Annotated in this window: 18 protein-coding genes; 10 read left to right on the forward strand and 8 right to left on the reverse strand. The window is 68.2% G+C overall.

The features are described 5' to 3' along the window. Nucleotides 1-15 precede the first annotated feature (15 nt). On the forward strand, nucleotides 16-1,164 hold the full coding sequence (locus tag G0Q01_RS16590; RefSeq protein WP_164195717.1) for a hypothetical protein: 1,149 nt from the start codon (nucleotides 16-18) through the stop codon (nucleotides 1,162-1,164). A gap of 192 nt (nucleotides 1,165-1,356) precedes the next feature. Here the strand turns inward: G0Q01_RS16590 and G0Q01_RS16595 are convergent, their stop codons facing one another. Next, complete coding sequence (locus tag G0Q01_RS16595) at nucleotides 1,357-1,686, reverse strand: DUF6280 family protein (protein WP_066101377.1); 330 nt, start codon at nucleotides 1,684-1,686, stop codon at nucleotides 1,357-1,359. Between the two features lie 220 nt (nucleotides 1,687-1,906). On the opposite strand from G0Q01_RS16595, the gene efp reads away from it, so the two are divergent. Together efp and G0Q01_RS16605 are read left to right on the forward strand one after the other, a co-directional pair. Next, nucleotides 1,907-2,470, forward strand: coding sequence for an elongation factor P (gene efp, locus G0Q01_RS16600; RefSeq protein WP_095884089.1), 564 nt, complete (start codon nucleotides 1,907-1,909; stop codon nucleotides 2,468-2,470). Between the two features lie 92 nt (nucleotides 2,471-2,562). Then, nucleotides 2,563-3,039 carry a GNAT family N-acetyltransferase gene (locus G0Q01_RS16605; RefSeq protein WP_164195714.1) on the forward strand — a complete coding sequence of 159 codons (477 nt, stop codon included), beginning with the start codon at nucleotides 2,563-2,565 and terminating at the stop codon, nucleotides 3,037-3,039. A 66-nt stretch (nucleotides 3,040-3,105) separates the two neighbouring features. Here G0Q01_RS16605 and G0Q01_RS16610 read toward each other — a convergent pair whose 3' ends face one another. The 3 genes from G0Q01_RS16610 to G0Q01_RS16620 all read right to left on the reverse strand — a co-directional run bounded on the left by G0Q01_RS16610 (nucleotide 3,106) and on the right by G0Q01_RS16620 (nucleotide 6,386). Next, nucleotides 3,106-3,867 (reverse strand): folate-binding protein YgfZ, encoded by a 762-nt coding sequence (locus G0Q01_RS16610; RefSeq protein ID WP_164195712.1) that lies wholly within the window; start codon nucleotides 3,865-3,867, stop codon nucleotides 3,106-3,108. Nucleotides 3,868-3,936: 69 nt separating this feature from the next. Then, nucleotides 3,937-5,694 (reverse strand): ABC transporter ATP-binding protein, encoded by a 1,758-nt coding sequence (locus tag G0Q01_RS16615; protein ID WP_164195710.1) that lies wholly within the window; start codon nucleotides 5,692-5,694, stop codon nucleotides 3,937-3,939. Continuing rightward, the gene (locus G0Q01_RS16620) at nucleotides 5,691-6,386 is read right to left on the reverse strand and encodes a tyrosine-protein phosphatase (protein WP_164195708.1); all 696 of its coding nucleotides are present in this window, start codon (nucleotides 6,384-6,386) and stop codon (nucleotides 5,691-5,693) included. Before G0Q01_RS16620 ends, G0Q01_RS16615 begins: the two co-directional genes overlap by 4 nt. Before the next feature lie 210 nt (nucleotides 6,387-6,596). Here G0Q01_RS16620 and G0Q01_RS16625 point away from each other — a divergent pair, with 210 nt between their 5' ends. Then, entirely contained in the window at nucleotides 6,597-7,796 is a 1,200-nt protein-coding gene (locus G0Q01_RS16625; RefSeq protein ID WP_164213666.1) for an alanine--glyoxylate aminotransferase family protein, read from the forward strand. 58 nt (nucleotides 7,797-7,854) lie between these two features. Here G0Q01_RS16625 and G0Q01_RS16630 read toward each other — a convergent pair whose 3' ends face one another. Both G0Q01_RS16630 and G0Q01_RS16635 read right to left on the reverse strand, forming a co-directional pair. After that, complete coding sequence (locus G0Q01_RS16630; RefSeq protein WP_108966383.1) at nucleotides 7,855-8,061, reverse strand: histidinol phosphate aminotransferase; 207 nt, start codon at nucleotides 8,059-8,061, stop codon at nucleotides 7,855-7,857. Between the two features lie 199 nt (nucleotides 8,062-8,260). Continuing rightward, nucleotides 8,261-9,376, reverse strand: coding sequence for a pyridoxal phosphate-dependent aminotransferase (locus G0Q01_RS16635; protein WP_164213667.1), 1,116 nt, complete (start codon nucleotides 9,374-9,376; stop codon nucleotides 8,261-8,263). Between the two features lie 189 nt (nucleotides 9,377-9,565). Between G0Q01_RS16635 and G0Q01_RS16640 the strand changes: the two genes are divergently transcribed. The 3 genes from G0Q01_RS16640 (at nucleotide 9,566) to G0Q01_RS16650 (ending at nucleotide 12,500) form a co-directional block, all read left to right on the forward strand. Further along, on the forward strand, nucleotides 9,566-10,852 hold the full coding sequence (locus G0Q01_RS16640) for a lipoprotein-releasing ABC transporter permease subunit (protein WP_164213668.1): 1,287 nt from the start codon (nucleotides 9,566-9,568) through the stop codon (nucleotides 10,850-10,852). Continuing rightward, nucleotides 10,845-11,528, forward strand: coding sequence for an ABC transporter ATP-binding protein (locus tag G0Q01_RS16645; RefSeq protein WP_164195699.1), 684 nt, complete (start codon nucleotides 10,845-10,847; stop codon nucleotides 11,526-11,528). Before G0Q01_RS16640 ends, G0Q01_RS16645 begins: the two co-directional genes overlap by 8 nt. A 126-nt stretch (nucleotides 11,529-11,654) precedes the next feature. After that, nucleotides 11,655-12,500, forward strand: coding sequence for a calcium-binding protein (locus G0Q01_RS16650; protein WP_164195696.1), 846 nt, complete (start codon nucleotides 11,655-11,657; stop codon nucleotides 12,498-12,500). 21 nt (nucleotides 12,501-12,521) lie between these two features. On the opposite strand, the gene G0Q01_RS16655 is transcribed toward G0Q01_RS16650, so the two are convergent. After that, nucleotides 12,522-12,953, reverse strand: a complete 432-nt coding sequence (locus G0Q01_RS16655; RefSeq protein ID WP_108966374.1) for a DMT family transporter — start codon at nucleotides 12,951-12,953, stop codon at nucleotides 12,522-12,524. Between the two features lie 205 nt (nucleotides 12,954-13,158). Here G0Q01_RS16655 and G0Q01_RS16660 point away from each other — a divergent pair, with 205 nt between their 5' ends. Further along, entirely contained in the window at nucleotides 13,159-13,587 is a 429-nt protein-coding gene (locus G0Q01_RS16660; protein ID WP_164195694.1) for a c-type cytochrome, read from the forward strand. A 34-nt stretch (nucleotides 13,588-13,621) separates the two neighbouring features. Here the strand turns inward: G0Q01_RS16660 and G0Q01_RS16665 are convergent, their stop codons facing one another. Further along, the gene (locus G0Q01_RS16665; protein WP_164195692.1) at nucleotides 13,622-14,212 is read right to left on the reverse strand and encodes a TetR/AcrR family transcriptional regulator; all 591 of its coding nucleotides are present in this window, start codon (nucleotides 14,210-14,212) and stop codon (nucleotides 13,622-13,624) included. A gap of 129 nt (nucleotides 14,213-14,341) precedes the next feature. Here G0Q01_RS16665 and G0Q01_RS16670 point away from each other — a divergent pair, with 129 nt between their 5' ends. Then, on the forward strand, nucleotides 14,342-14,644 hold the full coding sequence (locus tag G0Q01_RS16670) for a hypothetical protein (protein ID WP_164195690.1): 303 nt from the start codon (nucleotides 14,342-14,344) through the stop codon (nucleotides 14,642-14,644). A 130-nt stretch (nucleotides 14,645-14,774) separates the two neighbouring features. Next, complete coding sequence (locus tag G0Q01_RS16675; protein ID WP_108966366.1) at nucleotides 14,775-16,067, forward strand: homoserine dehydrogenase; 1,293 nt, start codon at nucleotides 14,775-14,777, stop codon at nucleotides 16,065-16,067. The last annotated feature ends 98 nt before the right edge of the window (nucleotides 16,068-16,165 follow it).

Below are 16,165 nucleotides of genomic sequence, written 5' to 3' on the forward strand. Positions count from 1 at the left end.
AAGAGTGGTACATAAATGTCCGATCCCGTGACCAATGTGGAAATCGAGGACGTGCTTTCCTCTATCCGGAGGTTGGTTTCCGAAGATTCCCGTCCCGAGTCCACGTCAGAGGCGCCCCAGGCGCAGCGTTCCGCTCCGGCGGGGCGGCTGGTCTTGACCCCCGCGCTGCGCGTGCAAGAGGCCCCCGCGTCCGAGGTGACGGACAGCGACACCTCCGAGACCGGCGAAGACGCGCCCGCGCGCCATGCTCCGCCGCTCGCAGCGCGTCTTGTTCCGGCCGAGGAAGAGGTCGCCGAGGTCGCCCGCCGTGCGCCCCTGCGCGCCATCGCACCCGAGGCGACGCCAGGTCCGGTGCCCGAGGCAGCGGTCAGCGACGAGGTCGAAGAGGCACCCTTCATCGAGGTGGACGAAGAGTCCGAAAGCGAGTTCGCCGAGGCGTCCATCGCCGATTTCTTCGCGCTCAAGCAGCGCGACAGCACCCCTCCTCAGGCTACGCCGATTGCCGATGCGACCGCGAAGGAGGGCAGTCTCGCGCAGAAGATCGCCGAGCTCGAGGAGATGATTGCGCGCAGCACGCATGAGTTCGAGCCTGAACGTGGTGAAGCGGCCCCAGAGGCGATCTTCCGGCACCAGCCGGGCGATGAGCCCGCGCCGAGCCAGCCCGTGACGGCCGAGGACGAGGACCAGGAACTCGCAAGCCGCCCGATGCCCGAACCCGAGCTGGTGGATGAGCCCTATGTGCTCGAGACCCCGGCTCAGCCCGATATCACGCCCGACGAGGACGCGCTCGAAGATGAGCCCGAAGAGACCGTCGCGGACCTGCAATCCGCGACCTCGGCGCGCTCCGCGGCAGAGGACGGTGCTGCCGAAGAGCCGCAGGCCGAGCCCGAACCCGCGCCACGCCGCCCGGTGAAGATCCTGCGCAACCCGGTCTGGCAGCGCAGTCAGAGCAACCTGCGCAGCGACACCTCCGCACCCGAGCAGCCGCCGGCGCCCGTCGCCGAGTCGCCGAGCGGTGTCGACGAGGACCGCCTGCGCGCGCTGATCGCCGAGGTGGTCCGAGAAGAACTGCAGGGGGCCTTGGGAGACGGCGCGACGCGCACTATCCGCACGCTGGTGCGCCGCGAGCTCCAGCGCCTGCTTGCGAGCGACGATCTCGACTGACCGCGCGACGCGGATCACAAACACCGAACGAAAGCGAAGCCCGGCGCCCAAGGCGTCCGGGCTTCTTGCTGCCTGGCCAGCAGGGGAGGGAACCGGCGGAAACTGGCCGACGGTGCCTCTGGAAACGCCGAAGGCGCGCCCGTTTCGGGGCGCGCCTTCGACTGGCTGGGGGCCGGGCCCCCTATACCGGGATCAAGCGGCTTCGGCTTGTTCCGCGGCTGCGGCTGCGTGACGACGCTCGCTCTCCTCGCGCGACAGCGCGACCGAGGTGCGGACACCTTTCGACACGAATTCCATCAGACCGGAGACAACCCGCTCGTTCGGGTCGATACCGGCGCAGCTCAGAACTTCACGGCCGTCGCGCGAGCGTGCCCAGCGGGCGATCTGCTCGGGACCATTGCCGTATTTCTTGTCATCGGCGATTGCATCGTCGAGCGCAGCCAGAACCACAGCGGCGAAAAGTTTCCGCGCGCGGTTGCCTTGTTCGGCATGGTAGGCTGTGCTGTCCACGAAATCCTTCATCTTTCGACCTTTTTGATTATTGCTCTTGTCTTTTCTGGCGTACGCGGCGTTATGGACCATTCCGTTCGATTCGGATACAGCACAAACGCATAGCGTCGTTGCATCTGGTGCATATCTCGGCTTGTACGGAACGCGAGATATCGTTGTCTTGCACGGGGCGAACCGGCCATATATAGGAGGCCGGAAAACCCCTTCAACCTTACTGTAAAGTTTTCTGACCATGCCCAAGATCAACGGTAACGAGATCCGCCCCGGGAACGTGCTCGAGCATGAAGGTGGCCTGTGGGCCGCGGTGAAGGTCGACCACGTGAAGCCCGGCAAGGGCGGCGCCTTTGCCCAGGTCGAGATGAAGAACCTGCGCAACGGCTCCAAGCTGAACGAGCGTTTCCGCTCGGCGGACAAGGTCGAGCGCGTGCGCCTCGAACAGAAGGACATGCAGTTCCTCTATGAGGACGCCGGTCAGCTGATCTTCATGGACACAGAGACCTATGAGCAGGTGCAGCTCGACGCCGACATCCTCGGCGAGCGTCGCCCCTTCCTGCAGGATGGCATGACCATCGTCGTCGAATTCCACGAGGAAGAAGCGCTGAACGCGACCCTGCCGCAGAAGGTGACCTGCAAGATCGTCGAGACCGAGCCGGTGGTCAAAGGTCAGACCGCGGCAAACAGCTTCAAGCCCGCCGTGCTCGACAATGGTGTGCGTGTCCTGGTTCCGCCCTTCGTCGGGCAGGACGAGGACATCATCGTGAACACCGAGACCATGGAGTATTCGGAACGCGCATAACCCGCGCGCCGACCAGTTTGTCCCCGTGCGATCCGGGGGCGACATAGCATGACCAAAGGGCCTCCGGCGCATAGCCCAGGAGGCCCTTTTTCATGTTCACGTCTTGCGATTCAAAAGACATTCCCGCGCTGGCCGTCATGCTGCGCGGCTTGCACGAGCTGCACGTCGCCCATGTGCCGCACCGGTTCCACGACCGCGCCAGCGAGGCCGAGCTGCAGAGCTTCTTGGCCGAGGCCATGGCGCAGGGCGCCCAGCTGCGCGCCTACCGCGTGGGTCACGTGCCGCGCGGCTACCTGATGTGGCGCTGGCGGCTGTCCGGGGCCACCACGCTCGGTCATGCGCAGCGCCGGGCCGAACTCGAACACATCTGGGTCGAGCCTTCCTGGCGCCGGCGCGGCGTGGCGCGGCGGCTCATTGCAGGCTTCGAGGCCGAGATCGCCGGGCAGGGGGCAGAGGGCTGGACCACCACGGTGCACGCCTTCAACGCCCCCCCGCGCGCGCTGATGCTCGGGGCGGGCGCCAAGGGGGCGGTGGAGGTGCTCGAAAAGCGCTTTCAGGCAGCGATCTAGCTTGGTCGCGGAGTGATCCGTCTGCGCATCATGCCTGCCTGTCGGCCCGCGCCTCTGCGGACCGGCTCAAGAGATGCGGCGCAGCGTCGCCTCTCCGGCGCGCATCTCACCCTCGGCCCGGTCAAAGCGCAGGTAGGCAAGGCCACGCCCGCCCGATTGGGTGTAAAGCGTGCCCGCGGGTTTGCCATCGCTCTCGACCGGCGTGCCCACCGGCGCTGCGCCGGTCACCTCGACGGGCACCAGTCCCTTGCGCAGCTCGGTCTTGTGCTTCATTCGCGCGGTGACCTCCTGGCCGACGTAACAGCCCTTTTTGAAGTCGACACCGTTCAGGCGCTCGAATCCGGTCTCGAGGATAAAGCTGTCGGGGGTCAGTTCGACGCCGCTCTCGGGCACGCAGGCGGCGACGCGCAGCGCGCTCCAGTCGGCGTCCTGGCCGGGTTGGCCGTCGTAGCCGCGCCAGCCCAGCGAAGGATCGCGCGGGTCCGCATAGGCGCCCTCGGGCGCCGGTCCGGTGCCGCGGCTCACGGCGATGTCGGTCGGTTCGAGCTCGACCTTGGCGCGCAGCTTGTACAGCGTGAGCGCGCGGGTCAGGTCGGCGGCGAGCGGCTCGGCCACGTCGATGAGGATCGCCCCGTCGGGGCGTGGCACGAGGAAGAAGTCCGCCCGGTACTTGCCCTGCGGCGTCAGCAGCGCGGCATAGACCAGCCCGTCCTTCAGCTTGCCCAGGTCGTTGGTGACAAGGTTCTGCAGGAAGTCGTTGGCCTCGGGGCCGCTGACGCGCAGGACGCTGCGCGGGGCGTCCGTCGGGATGCCTGTGGTGGCGGTCATGGTTGCTCCGTCGGTTGTCCATTGCGCCGACTATAGGCGCGGCGGGGGACAGGTTACAGGGGGAGCGCCTCAGACGGTCTGTTCATCCTCGAACTGCATGGCGTGCAGACGTGCATAGGCGCCGCCAAGCGCCAAGAGCTCATCATGGGTGCCCTGTTCGACCACGTGGCCGGCATCCATCACCACGATCTTGTCGGCATGGCGGATGGTCGACAGCCGGTGCGCGATGACCAGCGTTGTGCGCCCGGCCGAGAGCTGGTCGAGCGCCGCCTGCACCACCTGCTCCGAGGCCGCGTCGAGCGCCGAGGTGGCCTCGTCCAGCAACAGGATCGGCGTATCGCGCAGCAGGGCGCGGGCGATGGCCACGCGCTGGCGCTGCCCGCCCGAGAGGTTGCTGCCGCGGGCGCCGGCGAGGCTGTCGAGCCCGTCGGGCAGGCGCGGCACGAAGTCCGCGACATGCGCCGCCTCGAGCACCTTGTCGAGCTCGGCCTCGGGCACGTCTTCGCGGCCGAGCAGGATGTTTTCGCGCAGGCTGTCCTCGAAGAGCAGCGCGTCCTGGCTGACCACCGAGAACAGGCCGCGCAGCTCGGCGAGCTTCATGGCATCCGTGCGCACGCCGCCGATTGTGACCTCGCCCGCATCGGGATCGACCAGCCGGGTCAGCACGTTGAACACCGTCGACTTGCCCGCGCCCGAGGCGCCGACAAGCGCCGTGGTCTTGCCCGCCTCGGCGGTGAAGCTGGTGCCGCGCAGCACGGCCGAGCCGGAGTAGTTCAGCTCGACGCCGCTCAAAACGATCTCGGGCACGCCCTTGGGGGCAGGGACCGGGTGCGGCGGATCGCGCAGCTCGGGCTCGAGCTCCAAAAGCTCCTTGATCCGCTCGATCGAGGCGGCGGCGATCTGCCAGGTGCCGCTCACCGCGCCGAGCCGGCGCAGCGGCTCGAAGGCGAGGCCGATGGCAGTGAAGAAAGCCATGAAATCGCCGACGCTCTTCTGCCCCGAGATGATCTCGCCGCCGCCGAAGATCAGCACGCCGCAGATGCCGATGCCGGACATCACGTCGATCAGTCCGGGGATGGCCGATTGGCCGAGGCTCGAGGCGACGGTGGTGCGGACCCGCTCCTTGGTCAGCGACTTGTAGCGCTTGGCCTGGTATTTCTCGAGCCGGTTGAGCTTGATCGGCACGATGCCGTGGAAGATCTCGTTCAGCCGGGTAGACAGGCCGGCCGAGATGTCCCGCGCGTGGCGCGCATATCTGCGCACGTAGCGCTGCAGCATGACCGAGGGCGCGACCATGAGCGGCACGCCGACCAACGCGATCAGCGTCCAGCGCCAGTCCATCGTGATCGCCACGCCGAAGAGCGAGACCAGCGCGATCATATCGCGGCCGGTGCCGGTGATCAGGATGCTCCAGACCTTGCTGACCGAGGCGACGTCGCCCTCGATACGCTGCATCAGATAGCCGGGGCCGTATTTTTGATGAAAGCTGCCGTCCAGCCGCATGAGGTGCGTCAGCAGGTCGTTGCGGATGTCGGCGACGGTCAGCTGCGAAACCCGCGTCAGCACCACTTTTTGGATGATGCTGGCCAGCGCGCGGATCATGAAGATCGAGAAGATCGCAATGCCGACCCAGGTCAGCGCGGCACGGCTGCCGCCAACCAGAACCTGATCGAACATCGGCTTCATCATGTAGCTGAGGAACCCGAACATCGAGCCTTCGAGCATCATGAAGACAAAGGCGATGACGATCTGCCAGCGGTAGCGCCAGAGATAGCGGCGCCCGAGCCAGAAGAGCAGGTTGCCGCTTTTCTTGTCCGCGCTGCTCATGCCATCTCTTCCGGCGGGCGCTTGTTGTCGAAGCCCGCCTGCAGCTGGCGCGAGTCGTACTCCGTGCGCACCCATTCCTCGAAGGCGATCGGCCGGCGGCGGTTGCGCGCGGCATAGGTGTCGAGGATGTAGCCCTGGATCCCGGTCTTGGTGAACTCGAGGTGGGCGTATTTCAGCCCCATCTGCTTGCGCGCCTCTTCGACCGGCACGCCCTCGAACACCATCAGGTAGACGGCAGAGGCGAAGCCGGCGCGGTCGGCGCCCGATTTGCAGTGAAACATCATCGGCTTCTCGGCCTCGCGCATCGTATCGATGAGATGCGTGATCCGCTCGGCCTTGGGCGCCATGCGCGCCCAGAGCTTGGCATGCAGCAGCGTCAGGCCAAGCTGCTCGCAGCTCTCCTTCTCGAAGAGATAATGCGAGTATTTCTCTTCGCCGCGAAGCGTGATGACGGTCTTGATGCCCATCTGCGCGTATTTCTCGAAGCGCGCATGGGTCGGTTGGTTCGACCGCCAGACGCCGGGAGCGATCTGCCAGAAATTGTGCCAGAAGAGGCGCAGGAAGGCATGGTCAAAGACATTGTAATGCAGCTTCGAGAGCATCCGGGCGCGGGGCGTCGAGATGTCCTTGCCGAAGGATCGGCGAAAGCGCCGCTCCGCGGTCTCGATCTTGTCCCAGAACTTGGTCAGCATGCATTATTTCCTGTGCCTGTCGCGCGGCGGTTTACGGTCTCCGGCCCCTGCTGGCAAGCGCCGTGCCCTGCGCGGGGCTTGCCGCGGCCCTGCATCCGGGGCGTGTCCGTGGCGTGTCCGCGGCGCGGCCGAGGGAGATTGACCTCGGCGCAACCGCGGTTAGGTTGGCCCTCGCCCCGGAATTTCAAGGGGTGCTTTCGGAGTTTTCGCATGTCTCTCGCCCATGGTCGCCCCTACTTGGCCATTCCCGGTCCTTCCGTCATGCCCGACGCGGTGCTGCGCGCCATGCACCGCGCCTCGCCCAATATCTACGAAGGGGCGATCGTCGAGATGGTGGCCGGGATGATCCCCGACCTGCGCTACGTCGCGCAGAGCGAGGCGGCCAAGGTGGCGATCTACATCGCCAACGGCCACGGTGCCTGGGAGGCGGCGCTGGCGAATGTGGTGGGCGAGGGCGACAAGGTGCTGGTGCCGGCGACCGGCCGCTTTGCCCATGGCTGGGCCGAGATGGCACAGGGTCTCGGCGTAGAGGTCGAGCTGATCGACTTCGGCACCAAGTCCACCTACGATCCGGAACTGGTGGCCGAGGCGCTGCGGAGCGACAAGGACCGCAAGATCAAGGCCGTGCTGGCCAGCCACGTCGACACGGCGACCTCGATCCGCAACGATCTCGCGAGCCTGCGCGCCGCCATGGACAGCACCGGCCACCCGGCGCTGCTGATGGCCGACTGCGTCGCCTCGCTGGGCGTCGAGGAATTCCGCATGGACGACTGGGGCGTCGACATCATGGTCACCGGCTCGCAGAAGGGGCTGATGGTGCCGCCGGGTCTGGGCTTCGTCTTCTTCAACGACAAGGCCGAGGCGCGCCGCGCCGAGATGCCCCGCGTGTCGCGCTACTGGGATTGGGTTCCGCGCGGCAATCCCGACTTCTTCTACCAGTACTTCGGCGGCACCGCCCCGACGCATCACCTCTATGGTCTGCGCGTGGCGCTCGACATGATCCGCGAAGAGGGCATCGAGCAGGTCTGGCATCGCCATGCCGTGCTGGCCCGCGCCATCTGGGCGGCGGCAGAGGCCTGGGGGCAGGGCGGCCCGCTGACGCTCAACGTCGCCGACCGCGGCCTGCGCAGCCACGCGGTGACCGCGCTGCGGCTCGGCAAGCCCTATGGCGCGCAGCTGCGCAAGTGGTGCGAGACCGAGGCGGGCGTGACGCTGGGCATCGGCCTCGGCATGGCCGAGCCCGAGGACCCCATGGGTACGGGCTTCTTCCGCATGGGCCATATGGGCCACGTCAACGCGCATATGATCCTTGGCCTGCTGGGCGTGATCGAGGCGGGCTTCGTGTCAATCGGGATTCCCTACGGGCAGGGCGCGCTCGGCGCCGCCGCCGCAGAGATCGCCAAGGGCTGACAGGCTCGGCGCGGGCTCGGCTCGTGTCCGGCGCGAAGACTTAGCACGGGCGCGGGGCTCACCGCTGCGGCGGGGTCTCGCGTCGGCCGTTCCGGCGATGCTCGATGATCGTGATCACGTGGTTGATCGCCACTCCGGCGATCACCACCGGGCCAAGCCCGTAGCTGATCCAGAGCAGCAGGAAGACAAGGAACATCACCACGAAGACCAGCACGAGGTTCGCGCTGGAGAAATCGGGCCGCGGCGGTTCGGAGGGATAGGCCATAATGCGATCCTCGGACAGACAGACTAAGACGGCAGACTGAAAAGACGGCGGGCTGAGAGGGGACGTGCAATAGCACAAGGGTAGCGCACCCCGGGCCCGGGTCACGCTTCAGGCTGATCAAAACTGCTTTCGAAAACCTTTCCCGCCGATCTGTCGATACAGGTCGGCGGAAATTTGTGCATCTGACCGAAGAGCTGGCTCAGGCGGCGTTCTCGCGGGCTTCCGCCAACGCCGCGGGCAATGCCTCTTCCAGCGCGTCAAGATCGGACTCGGTGCCCGCGCCGATGCGGATGCAGCGGTTCTGCGGCGCAACGAAGGGCATGCGCACGAAGACCCCCCGCGCGCCGAGCCCCTCCAGCACCGCCTTGGCGAACGCGCCGTCGCCGCCGCAGTCCACCGCGACGAAATTGGTGGCCGAGGGCAGGGCGCGCAGCCCGTTCGCCTGCGCGATGGCGGCGATGCGCGCCCGCGCGGCGGCGACCTTCTCGATGGTCTGTTCCAGCCAGTCCCGGTCCTGCAGCCCCGCGAGGGCCCCGGCCTGCGCCGCGCGGTTCATGCCGAAATGGTTGCGGATCTTGTCGAAGGCGCGAATGAGCGGCGCCGCCGCCAGCGCGTAGCCGACCCGCGCGCCCGCCATGCCGTAGGCCTTGGAGAAGGTGCGGAAGCGGATCACCCGCGGATCTTCGATGTCGATTTCGGGCGCGGTGCCCTCGGGGGCGAACTCCACATAGGCCTCGTCGAGCACCAGCAGCGTGCCCTCGGGCACGGTGCCGAGCTGCGCCGCGATCTCCGCACCCGGCTTCCACGAGCCCATCGGGTTGTCGGGGTTGGCGAAGTAGACGAGCTTGGCATCCACCTCGGCGGCCTTGGCCAGCAGGGCGGGCAGGTCCTCGGCGTCATCCTTGTAGGGCACCTTGTGCAGCACCCCGCCGAAGCCGGCCACGTGGTAGTTGAAGGTCGGATAGGCGCCGTCCGAGGTCACCACCGCATCGCCCTGCGCCACCAGCAGCCGCACGAGGTAGCCGAGAAGCCCGTCGATGCCCTCGCCGACCATGACGTTCTCGGGCGCGACACCATGCTCGGCGGTGATGGCATGACGCAGCTCATAGCTGGTCGAGTCGCCGTATTTCCAGATCTCCGCGGCCTCGCGCTGCATCGCCTCGATCGCGCGGGGCGAGGGGCCGAAAACGTTCTCGTTGGCACCGATGCGGGCGCGGAACGGGGCGCCGCGCTCGCGCTCCTGGGTTTCCGGGCCGACGAAGGGCACGGTCTCGGGAAGCGAGGCGACGAGCGGGGTGTAGCGAGGTCCAGTCATGGCGGAGATATGCCGCAGCGCAATAGCTCTGGCAATAGGCCGGACACTGCCGCCACCCGCCGCGGTCCCGCGCCCCGCGCCACACGGGCGCCCCGGTCACAGCACCGTAGGGCCGGGCGGCGAGGGATTGACCCCGCCGGGGGTTGCGGTCAGGTTCGCGCGCGACAAGCTGACCCTGAAAGAGTGCCCATGGCCCGTACCCCGCCGCCCTTTGCCCCCTTCGAATGGATGATCGCCTGGCGCTACCTGCGTGCCCGGCGCGCCGAGGGCGGTGTCAGCGTGATGACCTGGATCAGCCTCATCGGCATCACGCTCGCGGTCTTCGCGCTGATTGCCACGCTCTCGGTGCGCTCGGGCTTCCGGGCCGAGTTCGTCGACACGATCCTCGGCTCCAACGCCCATGTGACGGTCTACTCTTCGGCCCGCGTCGACGACGAGGGCCGCACCCTGCGCACCTTCGAGGACTATGCGGACCGAGCGAAAGCCGTGGCCGAGGTGCCCGGCGTCGAACGGGCCGCGCCGCTGGTCAAGGGGCAGGTCATGGCCAATGCCAACGGCCGCAATGCCGGGGTCGAGGTCTTCGGCATCTCGGGCGAGGACCTGCAGGGCATCCGCCGTGTCGTCGATCCCGAGACCGGGCGCGGCGATCTCTCGCGCTTCGGGAGCGGCATCGCGCTCGGCTCGGGCGTGGCGCGCGAGCTGGGGGTGGATGTGGGCGATCAGGTGAAACTCATCTCTCCCGACGGGGTGAAGACCGCCTTCGGCATTTCCCCCCGGGTCAAGGCCTACGAGGTGGTCTGGGTGTTCACCGCCGGGCGCTACGACATCGACCGGACCCGCGCCTACATGCCCTTCGAGGAGGCGCAGCTCTACTTCAACCGCGAAGGCGCGGCGGATGAGCTCGAGGTGATGGTGGACGACCCCGAAGCCGTCGACGGCATGGCCACGGCGATCCAGCAGGCCGCCGGGCAGGGCGCGCTGGTCTGGACATGGCAGGACGCCTCGGGCGGCTTCCTGCGCGCGCTCGAGATCGAGGACAACGTGATGTTCGTGATCCTCTCGGTGCTGGTGCTCATCGCGACGATGAACATCGTTTCCGGCCTCATCATGCTGGTCAAGAACAAGGGCCGCGACATCGGCATCCTGCGCACCATGGGGCTCACCGAGGGCTCGGTGCTCCGGGTCTTCTTCATCTGCGGCGCCTTCACCGGGGTGATCGGCACGATCCTCGGGGTGATCCTCGGCTGCCTTTTCGCCATCTACATTGACCCGATCTTCTCCTTCGTGAACTACGTCGCGGGCGGCGGCGTCTGGGATCCGGCGGTGCGCGGCATCTATTCGCTTCCCGCCAAGCTGCAATGGGCCGACGTCTTCGCCGCCATGGCGCTCTCGCTCGGCCTCAGCTTCATCGTGACCATCTTCCCCGCGCGCCGTGCCGCGCGCATGAACCCCGTGGAGGCGCTGCGCTATGAGTGATCCCGTCCTGCGCCTGTCGGGCATCGAGAAGTTCTACAAACGCGGCAAGCCCAACGAGGTGCAGGTGCTGCGCGGCGCCGAGCTGCAGGTCGGCCGCGGCGAGGTGGTGGCGCTGGTCGCCCCCTCGGGCGCGGGCAAGTCGACGCTGCTGCACATCGCCGGTCTGCTCGACACCGCCGACGCGGGCGAGGTGGCGATCGCGGGCGAGGTACTGGGCGGCAAGTCCGACCGCCGCCGCACCATCGTGCGCCGGCAGGAAGTTGGCTTTGTCTACCAGTTCCACCACCTCCTCCCCGAGTTCACCGCGCTCGAGAACATCACCCTGCCGCAGCTCGCCAACGGCGTGCCGCCAAAAGAGGCCGCGGCCCGGGCGCGCCAGCTTCTGGCGTCGGTCGAGCTCGAAGGCCGCGCCGCGCATCGTCCGGCGGCCATGTCCGGCGGCGAGCAGCAGCGCGTCGCCTTCTGCCGCGCCATGGCCAATGCGCCGAAGCTGCTGCTGGCGGACGAGCCGACGGGCAACCTCGATCCTGCGACCTCGGACCGGGTCTTCGGCGCGCTGATGACGCTGGTGCGTGAGACAGGTCTCTCGGCGCTCATCGCCACGCACAATCTCGAGCTGGCGGGCCGCATGGACCGGCAGGTCGAGCTGCGCGAGGGGCGGCTGGTCGCGCTCTGAGCGCGGCCGCCGGGCGCTTCTCAGGAAGACCCCGGCAGGGCCGCGACCGCGCCAGATTTTTGTCACACTCCGGCGCCAGGGTCCGGGCGAAACGCCTCGTGACCCTGGACCTCCCCGGACGCCCCCATGCCCCTCGAATTCCTCATCGCGCTCACGGCGCTCCTGCCATTCGCCGTCGCCGCGTTTCCCTTCGACAAGGGCGGCGACGACGAGGACGCCTCTGACGACGTTGTTGAGGATGAGACCGAAATCGGCGGCGAGGACATGATTCTCCCCATCGAGGAGGACGACGCGGATCCCGCGACCGAAGAGGGAACGGGCGACGGCACCCCTGAGGACATCACGGGCGAGGCGGAGACCGAAGCGCCCGGCGACACCGCCGAGGAGGACACCTCCGGCATAGACACCCACACGACCATCGGCAGCGACGGCGACGACACGCTCTCGGGCAGCGAGACCGGCGACACGCTTTTTGGCGGCGCTGGAGGCGATGTGATCTACGGGTTTGCGGGCTCCGACAGCATCGACGCGGGCAGCGGCGCGGATTACGCCGAGGGCGGCAGCGGCGGCGACACGATCGCCGGTGGCGCAGGTGCCGACACGGTGATGGGCGGCTCGGGCGATGACCTGCTCTGGGGCTCGGACGCGGAGGGCGACGACGGCGAGGCCGACCTGCTCATCGGCGGCAGCGGCGACGACACGCTGACGCTCGGCGCCGGCGACCTCGGTCTTGGTGGGGCAGGGGCAGACCGCTTCGTGCTCGCCGACGGCGCGGTCATCGAGGATTTCGACGAGGCCGAAGACATGGTCGTCTTCACCTACGAGGGCGACATCGCCCCCGAGATCGTCTCGCAGGTCGCCGGCCCGTCTGGACTGGTGGTCACGCTGGACAATGGTGCCTCGGTCACGTTGGTCGGCCGCAGCGCGCCCATCACCTCGCACAGCGTCGCCTTCCTCGGCGCGGCGGCCTGAGGCGCGGCCTGACGCAGGGCCTCAGCGCTGCGCGAGGAAGACGCCCGCCGCCATCATCGCCAGCCCCAGCCCGCGCCGCGCGCTGATCGGTGTGGCGATCACGCCGAAAAGCCCGAAGTGGTCGATCGCCGCGGCGCTGATGAGCTGCCCCAGCAGCACGAAGAACACCGCTCGCCCGACCCCGAAGGTCGGGGCGACATAGGTGACGCTGAGCACGTAGAAGGCGACGAAGAGCCCGGCAAGGAACAGGGACTTCGGGGCATCCGCCGCCCGCGCGAGCGGGCGGACATCGAGCGAGACAAGCACGATCAGGCTGGCACATAACGCAACGCAGAAGAGGATCACCGCCGCGGCCGCTGGCGAGCCCATCCAGACACCGAGCCGCGAATTGAGCGCGGCGAGCACCGGGATGCCGATCCCGGCGGCGAGCATGATCAGGGCTTGAGTGGGCATTCGCGGTCTCCGTCTTCGCTGTCGGCGCGACATTGGCGCGACCCGCGGCGAATGTCACCGTCGAAACCGGGCACCGGAATGTCCTCGGGTCTGATCCGGGCTTGATCCGCCCGCGGTGCCGGGCGACACAGGGGAAAGGGGTCGGGGACAACCGCGCTGCAAGGCCGGGCCTGGCCCCGGACGACATGTTGAGGGAGCACGCGCAATGAACACGGTGATGAAGGGCGGGATCTGGGCGATCTCCGCGGCGGGGCTGCTGGGCCTTGGGGCCTGCATGGAGGCCTCCATGCCCGAAGCGGCGGACGGCCAGGCGCTGTTCATGGACTATTGCGCGTCCTGCCATGGCACCACGGCGGTCGGCAACGGGCCGCTTGCGGCGGATCTCGGGATCACCCCCGCCGATCTCACCCATATTGCCGCGCGCCGGGGCGGCGAGTTCCCCCGCGCCGAGGTGCTCTCGATGATCGATGGCTACGCGCGCTCCGATATGGAGGGCCCGGGCATGCCGGAATTCGGCGAATTGCTGAAGGGCGAGGAAGTGCCGCTGGACACCGGCGACGGCATCCTGACGCCGACGCCGCGCAAGATGGTGGCGTTGATGGAATATCTCGAATCGATCCAGGTCACCAACTGAGGCCGCGCCCCTTGCAAGGCGTCTGGCGCGGCGCCTAGGCCGCGCCCACCGCCTTGCGCGCCATGTCCCAGTAGAGCGCGGCGACCTCCTGCTCGGAGAGCCGCCCGCCTTCGCGGTACCAGGTGTTCACCCCGGTCAGCATGCCGATCAGCGCAAAGGCGGCGATCCGCGTGTCGGGCACCGAAAGCTGACCCGCCGCCTGTCCGTCGCGCAGGATTTGCTCGAGCACTTCTTCGTAGCGTCTGCGCAGCGCCTCGATCTGCGCGAAGTTCTCCGGCTCGAGGTTGCGCAGCTCCATGTAGGAGATGAAGATCGATTCCGCGCGCCGCAGGGTGAAGCGGATGTGAAAACGCACGAAGGCCTCGAGCCGGGCCAGCGGATCGGCGGTATGCGGCTCTGCTTCCCAGGCCTCGAGCAGCTCGTCCATATGGCCCTTGAGCAGCGAGAAGAGCAGGGCCTGCTTGTCCGGGATGTAATTGTAGAGCGCCCCCGCCTGCACGCCGACCTCCGACGCGATCCGGCGCATCGAGACGGCGGCATAGCCGTGCTTGGCAAAGAGCCGCAGCGCCGCCTCGCGGATCCGCGGCCCGGTGATGTCGGAATGCGATCCTGCGGTACGGGCCATGTCCCCTGTTTATCTGAACGTGCGTTCAGATCAAGCGCGGCGCGCGCCGCCCTTGCCCTGCCGCGGCGCTTGCGGCAAGACGGGCACAGTCAACCGCGACACCGGCCCGGAAAGCGACCCGAACATCCCATGCGCCTCGTGCTCCTGACCTTCCTTGCCCTGACGGGCGCCTGCACCGACTTCCCCGAGTTCGACGGCTCGCAGAGCCCCGGCGTCGCGCGCGCGCCCTGGCCCCGGCTGGTGCCGCTCTCGGGGCTGCTCGAGGGCCAGCCGCCGGCACGGACCCAGCCCGAGATGGCCGCGGACCTGGACACCCGTGCCGAGGCGCTGCGCCGCCGCGCCGCCGCGCTGCAGCAGGGCGATGTGGTGGACGAGGGCACCCGCAGGCGCATGGACGGCGGCGTCACCTTCCCCGAGGTTCCGGGCGCGTAAAGCCGGGCGGCCGCGGCGCTGGCTTGCGGGCGCTGCCGCGCCCTTCCGCGACGTTGCACCCGCGCCGCGATACGGCTAAGGCAACGGCGACCAAATCACCTGAAGACACCGAAGAAGAAGGATCCCGCAAATGTCTGAACCTCTGCGCCTGGGGATTGCGGGCCTTGGCACCGTCGGTGCCGGCGTCGTCAAGATCGTGCAACAAAAGGCGGCGCTGCTCGGCGCCCGCTCTGGCCGCGAAATCGTCATCTCGGCGGTCTCGGCGCGCAACCGGGACAAGGACCGCGGCGTCTCGCTGGCCGATTATGCCTGGGAGGACGACCCCGTCGCCCTTGCCAAGCGCGACGACATCGACGTGCTGGTCGAGCTGATGGGCGGCTCCGACGGCCCCGCCAAGGCCGCCACCGAGGCCGCGCTGAAACTCGGCAAGGACGTGGTCACCGCCAACAAGGCGCTGCTGGCCCACCACGGGCAGGCGTTGGCCGAACTGGCCGACAGCACCGGCGCGGTGCTGCGCTTCGAGGCCGCCGTTGCGGGCGGCATCCCGGTGATCAAGGCGCTGACCGAGGGTCTTTCGGCCAATCGCATCACCCGGGTCATGGGCGTGATGAACGGCACCTGCAACTACATCCTCACGCGGATGGAGAACGCGGGCCTGTCTTACCAGGAAGCCTTCTCCGAGGCAGACGGGCTGGGCTATCTCGAGGCCGATCCCGAGCTCGACGTGGGCGGCATCGACGCTGGCCACAAGCTCTCGCTTCTGTCGTCCATCGCCTATGGCACCCAGGTCGCCTTCGATGCGGTCGAGCTCGAGGGCATCGGCCGGGTCTCGATCGAGGACATCCGCCAGGCCGCCGACATGGGCTACCGCATCAAGCTGCTGGGCGTGTCGCGGATGACCGAGCGCGGGCTCGAACAATCCATGGCGCCGAGCCTCGTGCCCGCCTCTTCGCCGCTGGGTCAGCTCGATGGCGGCACCAACATGGTGGTGATCGAGGGCGACGAGGTTGGCCAGATCGTGCTGCGCGGCGCCGGCGCCGGCGAGGGGCCGACAGCTTCGGCGGTGATGGGCGATGTGATGGACGTGGCACGCGGCACGCGGCTGTCGACCTTCGGCGCCCCGGCCTCGAGCCTGCTGCGGGCGGTCCCGGCCAAGGCGACCACCCCCGCACCCTATTACCTGCGCATGGCGCTGGCCGACCGGCCCGGCGCGCTCGCCAAGGTCGCCGCGGCGCTCGGCGAGGCGGGTGTGTCGATCAACCGCCTGCGCCAGTACGGCCAGTCCGCCACCGCCGACACCGCCCCGGTGCTGATCGTCACCCACAAGACCACCCGCGAAGCGCTCGATTCGGCGCTGGCTGCCATGGCCGCCACCGGTGTGGTGCATGGCACCCCGGTGGCGCTGCGCATCGAGGCGGTCTGAGGCGCGCGCCGCGCCTGCTTTGCCCCCTTCCGGCATCTCTCCGTCCCCGCGCCGTGCTGTGCGGGGACGGTTAGCGCCAGCGGCCTTGCCCTCGTCGG

Origin of the sequence: Salipiger sp. PrR007 (genome assembly GCF_010499845.1) — a bacterium.
GTDB lineage: Bacteria > Pseudomonadota > Alphaproteobacteria > Rhodobacterales > Rhodobacteraceae > Salipiger > Salipiger pacificus_A.

What these genes read in the sequence shown, in the direction of transcription:
- G0Q01_RS16620 (WP_164195708.1), bottom strand. Translation starts at nt 6,386, where the DNA reads ATGCTGACCAAGTTCTGGGACAAGATCGAGACCGCGGAGCGGCGCTTT.
- G0Q01_RS16605 (WP_164195714.1), top strand. Translation starts at nt 2,563, where the DNA reads ATGTTCACGTCTTGCGATTCAAAAGACATTCCCGCGCTGGCCGTCATG.
- G0Q01_RS16650 (WP_164195696.1), top strand. Translation starts at nt 11,655, where the DNA reads ATGCCCCTCGAATTCCTCATCGCGCTCACGGCGCTCCTGCCATTCGCC.
- G0Q01_RS16640 (WP_164213668.1), top strand. Translation starts at nt 9,566, where the DNA reads ATGGCCCGTACCCCGCCGCCCTTTGCCCCCTTCGAATGGATGATCGCC.
- G0Q01_RS16670 (WP_164195690.1), top strand. Translation starts at nt 14,342, where the DNA reads ATGCGCCTCGTGCTCCTGACCTTCCTTGCCCTGACGGGCGCCTGCACC.
- G0Q01_RS16635 (WP_164213667.1), bottom strand. Translation starts at nt 9,376, where the DNA reads ATGACTGGACCTCGCTACACCCCGCTCGTCGCCTCGCTTCCCGAGACC.
- G0Q01_RS16665 (WP_164195692.1), bottom strand. Translation starts at nt 14,212, where the DNA reads ATGGCCCGTACCGCAGGATCGCATTCCGACATCACCGGGCCGCGGATC.
- G0Q01_RS16590 (WP_164195717.1), top strand. Translation starts at nt 16, where the DNA reads ATGTCCGATCCCGTGACCAATGTGGAAATCGAGGACGTGCTTTCCTCT.
- G0Q01_RS16615 (WP_164195710.1), bottom strand. Translation starts at nt 5,694, where the DNA reads ATGAGCAGCGCGGACAAGAAAAGCGGCAACCTGCTCTTCTGGCTCGGG.
- G0Q01_RS16675 (WP_108966366.1), top strand. Translation starts at nt 14,775, where the DNA reads ATGTCTGAACCTCTGCGCCTGGGGATTGCGGGCCTTGGCACCGTCGGT.
- G0Q01_RS16595 (WP_066101377.1), bottom strand. Translation starts at nt 1,686, where the DNA reads ATGAAGGATTTCGTGGACAGCACAGCCTACCATGCCGAACAAGGCAAC.
- G0Q01_RS16625 (WP_164213666.1), top strand. Translation starts at nt 6,597, where the DNA reads ATGTCTCTCGCCCATGGTCGCCCCTACTTGGCCATTCCCGGTCCTTCC.
- G0Q01_RS16630 (WP_108966383.1), bottom strand. Translation starts at nt 8,061, where the DNA reads ATGGCCTATCCCTCCGAACCGCCGCGGCCCGATTTCTCCAGCGCGAAC.
- G0Q01_RS16660 (WP_164195694.1), top strand. Translation starts at nt 13,159, where the DNA reads ATGAACACGGTGATGAAGGGCGGGATCTGGGCGATCTCCGCGGCGGGG.
- G0Q01_RS16655 (WP_108966374.1), bottom strand. Translation starts at nt 12,953, where the DNA reads ATGCCCACTCAAGCCCTGATCATGCTCGCCGCCGGGATCGGCATCCCG.
- efp (WP_095884089.1), top strand. Translation starts at nt 1,907, where the DNA reads ATGCCCAAGATCAACGGTAACGAGATCCGCCCCGGGAACGTGCTCGAG.
- G0Q01_RS16610 (WP_164195712.1), bottom strand. Translation starts at nt 3,867, where the DNA reads ATGACCGCCACCACAGGCATCCCGACGGACGCCCCGCGCAGCGTCCTG.
- G0Q01_RS16645 (WP_164195699.1), top strand. Translation starts at nt 10,845, where the DNA reads ATGAGTGATCCCGTCCTGCGCCTGTCGGGCATCGAGAAGTTCTACAAA.